Annotated in this window: 6 protein-coding genes; 3 read left to right on the top strand and 3 right to left on the bottom strand. The window is 50.6% G+C overall.

Annotation, left to right across the window (positions count from 1 at the left end):
• The first annotated feature begins 728 nt into the window (after positions 1 to 728).
• Together rbfA and Q0605_RS08375 are read left to right on the top strand one after the other, a co-directional pair.
• Positions 729 to 1,094 carry a 30S ribosome-binding factor RbfA gene (gene rbfA, locus Q0605_RS08380; protein ID WP_005872391.1) on the top strand — a complete coding sequence of 122 codons (366 nt, stop codon included), beginning with the start codon at positions 729 to 731 and terminating at the stop codon, positions 1,092 to 1,094.
• Positions 1,087 to 1,506 carry a ribosome maturation factor RimP gene (locus Q0605_RS08375; protein ID WP_298706091.1) on the top strand — a complete coding sequence of 140 codons (420 nt, stop codon included), beginning with the start codon at positions 1,087 to 1,089 and terminating at the stop codon, positions 1,504 to 1,506. The genes rbfA and Q0605_RS08375 overlap by 8 nt, the downstream gene beginning before the upstream one ends.
• A gap of 787 nt (positions 1,507 to 2,293) precedes the next feature.
• Here Q0605_RS08375 and Q0605_RS08370 read toward each other — a convergent pair.
• Positions 2,294 to 2,611, bottom strand: a complete 318-nt coding sequence (locus tag Q0605_RS08370; protein WP_298706088.1) for a hypothetical protein — start codon at positions 2,609 to 2,611, stop codon at positions 2,294 to 2,296.
• Complete coding sequence (locus tag Q0605_RS08365) at positions 2,539 to 2,793, bottom strand: hypothetical protein (protein WP_069435689.1); 255 nt, start codon at positions 2,791 to 2,793, stop codon at positions 2,539 to 2,541. The genes Q0605_RS08370 and Q0605_RS08365 overlap by 73 nt, the downstream gene beginning before the upstream one ends.
• 539 nt (positions 2,794 to 3,332) lie before the next feature.
• Between Q0605_RS08365 and ribD the strand changes: the two genes are divergently transcribed.
• Positions 3,333 to 4,490, top strand: coding sequence for a bifunctional diaminohydroxyphosphoribosylaminopyrimidine deaminase/5-amino-6-(5-phosphoribosylamino)uracil reductase RibD (ribD, locus tag Q0605_RS08360; protein WP_298706085.1), 1,158 nt, complete (start codon positions 3,333 to 3,335; stop codon positions 4,488 to 4,490).
• Between the two features lie 3 nt (positions 4,491 to 4,493).
• On the opposite strand, the gene Q0605_RS08355 is transcribed toward ribD, so the two are convergent.
• On the bottom strand, positions 4,494 to 5,048 hold the full coding sequence (locus tag Q0605_RS08355; RefSeq protein WP_298706082.1) for a hypothetical protein: 555 nt from the start codon (positions 5,046 to 5,048) through the stop codon (positions 4,494 to 4,496).
• Between the last annotated feature and the right edge of the window lie 132 nt (positions 5,049 to 5,180).

Genomic DNA, 5,180 nt, shown 5'->3' with positions numbered 1-5,180 from the left:
AGTGCTTTTAAAAATGACGCGCAACGGCGTACGGTGTCATTGCGGCGTTGCCAAAATACGGCAGCGGATATCGTACATAGCGACGCAGTAAGCGAGCGTAGCGCAAAGAGGGTACGCCGCGCGCTGTATTATTGCGCCGTCAAAACGGCAGCGCAGCAGCGAATATAACGCGCCGTGGTGAGCAAAATGCGGCACAGAATAGCACCGCGGTCTTGGCGCGGAAATATTTTTGCGATAGCGGTGCGGCTATGCGATGAGCTTTTGTATGCGAGCCATAAAATTCTCGCGCGGTCTGCGTTTAAAATTTAAGCGCGAAGCGCGCGGGCTAAAATTTAAAAGCAAAATTTCAAAGCAGGGCTTGCGCCTTTTTAAAATTTAAAAGCGAAATTCTAAAAAGCGCGCTGCCGTTTGCAATACCGGCGCGCAGCAAACCGCTTAGAATTTAAATAGACGTTCCGACGCATCGCAAGCCGCGTCAAATTTAAACAGATTGCGTCGCCGCAATACGGATATTTCGCCATGCCGAAGCGAGATAAAATTCTGCGTTGCTACTACGCCGAAGTGGAATAGAATTCCGCGTCACCATAAGATGGACGCGAGATAAAATTCTATGTCGCCGCAAGACGGACGCTCCGCTGCGACAAAGCAATAAAATTCCGTCATCGCAAGACGCAAAATAAAATTCTATTGCCGCGCAATCTGCGGCGATTTAAGATAGCGAGGTAAAGATGAATCCAACCGAACTCAGAAGACTGCGCACGCAAAGCGTGCTAAAGCAGCTCATCCCCGAAGCGCTCGCGAGCCTTGAGGACGAGCTTTTGCGCGGGCTGTGCGTCACCGACGTGGAGTGCAAGCGCGGGCGCTACGACGCGTTTGTGTATCTGGATAAAAACGCCTTCGACGAGCGCGAGCAGGAATTCGTGCTCGAAAAGCTCGGTCGCGTGGCGAGATATTTGCAAAACTTCTGCGCCGAGGCGGAGGGCTGGTACCGCTGCCCCGCGTTTCACTTCAAATTTGACGACCGCTTGGAGTATCAAAATAAAATGGACGATCTTTTTGACAAAATAGAGGAGGAGCTGCGTAAAAATGGTTGATTTAGAGGCTTTGGCGCGCGAGTGCGGCGTGCAGCTTTACGATGTGGAGACGGTGAGCGAAAACGGCAGAACGATCTACCGCATCAGTATCACGAAAGCAGGCGGCGTGGGGCTGGACGACTGCGAGCGGCTATCGCGGCTGCTTTCGCCGATTTACGACGTGGAGCCGCCGTTTGAGGGCGAATGGACGCTGGAGGTCGGCTCTCCCGGGCTTGAGCGCAAGCTAAGCAAGCCGCAGCATTTCGCGAACTCTGTGGGCGAGCTGGTGCGCCTAAGCCGCACGGACGGGCAGAAGCTAAGCGGCGAGGTGCTAGACTGCGAAGACGGCGTGCTTAGGCTACGCACGGACGGCAGCGAAGTAAGTGTGCGACTTGACGAGATCAAAAAGGCGCGAACCTACGTGCAGTGGTAGCGGCGCAGATTTTTAAAATTTTGCACGTAGGGCTTTGGGGTACGGCGCTTGAGAAGCGCAGACTTAAATTTTAATCTAAAGAGGCGGGGCTAATTTGGATTTGCCTCGCTTTTTGCGCGCTTTTAAGTATTACGTCTATTGCAAGCGATGCACGGCTCGCGGTATCTTGCTTCGCTTTTTAATTTAGCGCGCGATATTCGGTGTGGCTTTCAAAAACACATGCCGCGCGCAAGTCTTTCGCATTGAGCTTGATCGTATCGCACGAAAGCATTTCCGCGTTGCAATTGTTCGCATGCGCACCGCGGCGAAACGCCGTTGCTAAGCTTTTTGTGACTTAGGTTTGCGATTGTCGGCATCGGTACGAATGTGCGGCTACACGGACAGAGTGAAATTCGATAAATATTAGCCTTTCGCGCGGATGTGCCCGCAGCACCACCGCCTTGTTGCGTCGCATGTGCACGTGAGCATATTAAATTTTGGATTTTTTAAAATTTGCCGCTGTTGGTCGCTCTTGATCTCTCGCGGCGCTCGGCGCAAAATTTTAAAATTCCGGTGCCGCTCGCCTGTTTTGAAATTTTATCTTACGCCGATAAAAGGTAATTTTTCACGCTACCGAGCGGCGCTTTGAAATTTCAGATCGTATCGCTAAAAGCAAGCTTCGCGGTAATTTCTGCTGCGTAAATTTTTAATTCCCATGCCGCGCGTGCCGTTTTAAAATTTCACGCTGCATCGCTAAAAGATAGGTTTTGCGTGACACTTGCGCATCACTCTGGAATTTCACGGCATGTCACTGGAAGCGGCTAAATTTAAAATTTACGCGCTGTTTTGGCGCGGTAAAATTCCACGTTGAAATTCCGCCAGTAAATTTTTGATATAAAATTCCTGTGTCAAATTTCGCCTTAAAATTTTGCCTGCAGGATTTCAAAAGGCTAAATCCGCCCATAAATTTACGTTTTAAAACTCTGCGGGCGGAGGTTTGCGCGCCGCTCATCTGATAATTGAAATTTCGCCAAGCGGCGCGGATGTTTGCGACTATGAAGCGGAGATGCCGATCGTAGCTAGCAGTACGGGCGAGGTCATGAGCCCTACGATCGTAAGGATCCACGCTAATATCGCTATTACGAGCGAGGCTTGCTTTTTGACGGCTTGATAGGTCGCGGCGATCGCGCACAAAAACGCAAGCGGAACAAAGACGATCCCTAGAAAAAATATCCCTAAAATCGCGAAGACTATGGAGAGTATCCCAAGCACGTTTGATTGGGGTTGAACGGTCGGTTGTTCAGACATTTTAATCCTTTGGAAAAAATTCATGTAATTCTACCCCCCCCCCTGAATTTGAGCTGAAATCAAGCCGCGACTTTTGAAATTTAATATTCGCGCCCGATTGCGGTTTTGTCCTAGCGCTCCATTAAAATTTTACTTCGCAAAATCAGCGTTTGCGCGCGCTATCGGTAGACGCTCGTTTGCGCGATAGGTGAAAATTCTTGGCGCGCAAAAAGGACGCCGCAAAATTTGCGATTTAGGATAAAATTCTAAAACCTGTGGTAAGATTTCGCAGTTTCGCTTCCGCGCGGAATTTCTCTCAGGCACATACGGCGCGCGGCTTGCAAGCTCCGATAAATTTGGCGTTTAAAGCAAGCTCAATGCCTTACAGATAGGCTAAAGCGCGAGGTTGGCGTCATCCAGCGCAGCGCGGATGAGCGCAAGTGAGCTAGTCGGTTTACACCCGAGGCGCGATTTGCTGGGAGTAGGCGAGTTCTCCGCTCCGCCGTAATTTTGCTAAGCAAGCGCGGTGGAGCGGGACAATTTAAATTTTTGGATCTTTTATGAACGACGAATTTTACATGGATTTGGCACTGCGGGCTGCGTGGCGCTATCAGGCCTTGACGTTACCCAACCCCGCCGTGGGCTGCGTGCTTCTGGATAGGGGCGGCAGGATTCTTGGCATAGGCGTGCACAAAAAGGCGGGCTTTTTGCACGCCGAGGCAAACGCCGTTTTCGCCGCGCTGTGCGATCTGGACGTAAATTTTGCGCAGGATTTTGCTCGCGAATACGCCCGCAAATTCGGCGTTAAATTTCAAAACCTAGAAGCCCTAAAAAGCGCGCTTTTGCAGCCGAGCTTTACCTACGATTTCATCTTAAACCGCCACGGCGGGCTTTTGCACGGCGCGTGTGCCTACGTCACGCTTGAGCCTTGCGCGCACCGCGGCAAGACCCCGTCTTGCGCCGAGCTTTTGGCGCAGCTCGGGCTATCGCGCGTGGTAATCGGCGCGCGCGATACGAACGCGCAGGCTGCGGGCGGTGCGGAAATTTTACGCCGCGGGGGCATAGAGGTGAAATTTGACATCTGCTCTGCCGGGGCGACGGAGCTTGCGGAGCCGTTTTATCTGGCGCGCGAGGGCGGCTTTTGCTTCATCAAAATCAACGCCGCGCTAAACGGCGCGGTGCATGGGCGGATCGGCAGCGAAAAGCAGCGCGCATTCGTGCACGAGCTGCGCGGCGTGTGCGACTACGTGGGCGTGGGCGGGCAGACCGTGCGCGCCGACAGACCGACGTTGGATGTGCGTGCGGCTAAATTTGATGAAATTAGCGCTTCGGCAGGCAGAGCCGATATGTCGGCGCTAGACGCGTGTGCCGTGCCGCAAAACCTAAAGCCGCGCGCGCCCGACGTTTGGATATACTCGCGCCGCGCACTTTCGGATTTTGATGCGAGCATTCCGCTTTTTGGCGTCGAAGGGCGCAAAGTGGAGGTCTCGCAGTCGCTGCCCGCGGGTGCCAAAATCACGATGATAGAAGCGGGGGCGAGTTCGTTTGACGAGTTCGCGCAGTTTGCGAGCCATGCGCTTATTTTTTACAGCGCGCAGATGAGGGACGGGGAAAATTTTAGATCAAATTCTGTGCTACGGCTGCTTTTTATCTCCCGCGCGGGCGATCCGCACCTGGAAGCGAACGAATTCTACGGCTGGTTTAAAATTTTAAAATAAAAATCACAAAAGCTTCGCTATTATCGGTATAAGAATCAGCAGCGCTACTATTATTATAATGACCAATAGCGCCTTGTCTATGTTGTATTTTCTTGCCGTAGATTTTGTCGTTGGGCTGCAATTTTGCAAGAAAGCCCCGAGCCTGTATCCGCTGATATGAAATAACCAAGCGGTCCAAATCGATCCGAGGGATAGACACATCGCCGCAAATGCAATTTCTGATTTATTTAATATCATTATGCCGACGATCATAAATAAAGATAGCAGACTAACGATAATCACGCCTATCGTCGCAAAGGCGATGAAAAATATAAAATTTAGCTTGCAATCGATGCCTAAAATGCGAAAGTCTATAATTTTATCAGCGATATAAAATGCTGAAATTATCGTTAGGATAGCTTTTACGACCTCGGTGCCCAAGGAAGCGTAGGGTAATAGCGATGCGCCAAAAACTGCATTCGATATGATGCTTACGTGCGATAAAGTAAAGCCGAGCGAGAATGAAAATATGCCCGTCAGTAAGATGCCCAGAAGTAATTTGTAGAAATATATTTTCATACGCAATCCTTAAAATTCTGCGAAATTATACGCAATAGCGGCTTAAAATTTTGATCGAAAATTTAGCGTAAGCTTTGAAATTTTTCACGTATGCCGCAAGCAACGACGCAGAGCGAGTATAAAAAATAGATA

It is taken from the genome of uncultured Campylobacter sp., assembly GCF_938017705.1.
Lineage (GTDB): Bacteria > Campylobacterota > Campylobacteria > Campylobacterales > Campylobacteraceae > Campylobacter_B.
Note: the sequence above shows the minus strand (reverse complement) of the source record. Positions and strands in the feature narration are given on the sequence as shown.

What these genes read in the sequence shown, in the direction of transcription:
- rbfA (WP_005872391.1), top strand. Translation starts at nt 729, where the DNA reads ATGAATCCAACCGAACTCAGAAGACTGCGCACGCAAAGCGTGCTAAAG.
- Q0605_RS08375 (WP_298706091.1), top strand. Translation starts at nt 1,087, where the DNA reads ATGGTTGATTTAGAGGCTTTGGCGCGCGAGTGCGGCGTGCAGCTTTAC.
- Q0605_RS08365 (WP_069435689.1), bottom strand. Translation starts at nt 2,793, where the DNA reads ATGTCTGAACAACCGACCGTTCAACCCCAATCAAACGTGCTTGGGATA.
- ribD (WP_298706085.1), top strand. Translation starts at nt 3,333, where the DNA reads ATGAACGACGAATTTTACATGGATTTGGCACTGCGGGCTGCGTGGCGC.
- Q0605_RS08355 (WP_298706082.1), bottom strand. Translation starts at nt 5,048, where the DNA reads ATGAAAATATATTTCTACAAATTACTTCTGGGCATCTTACTGACGGGC.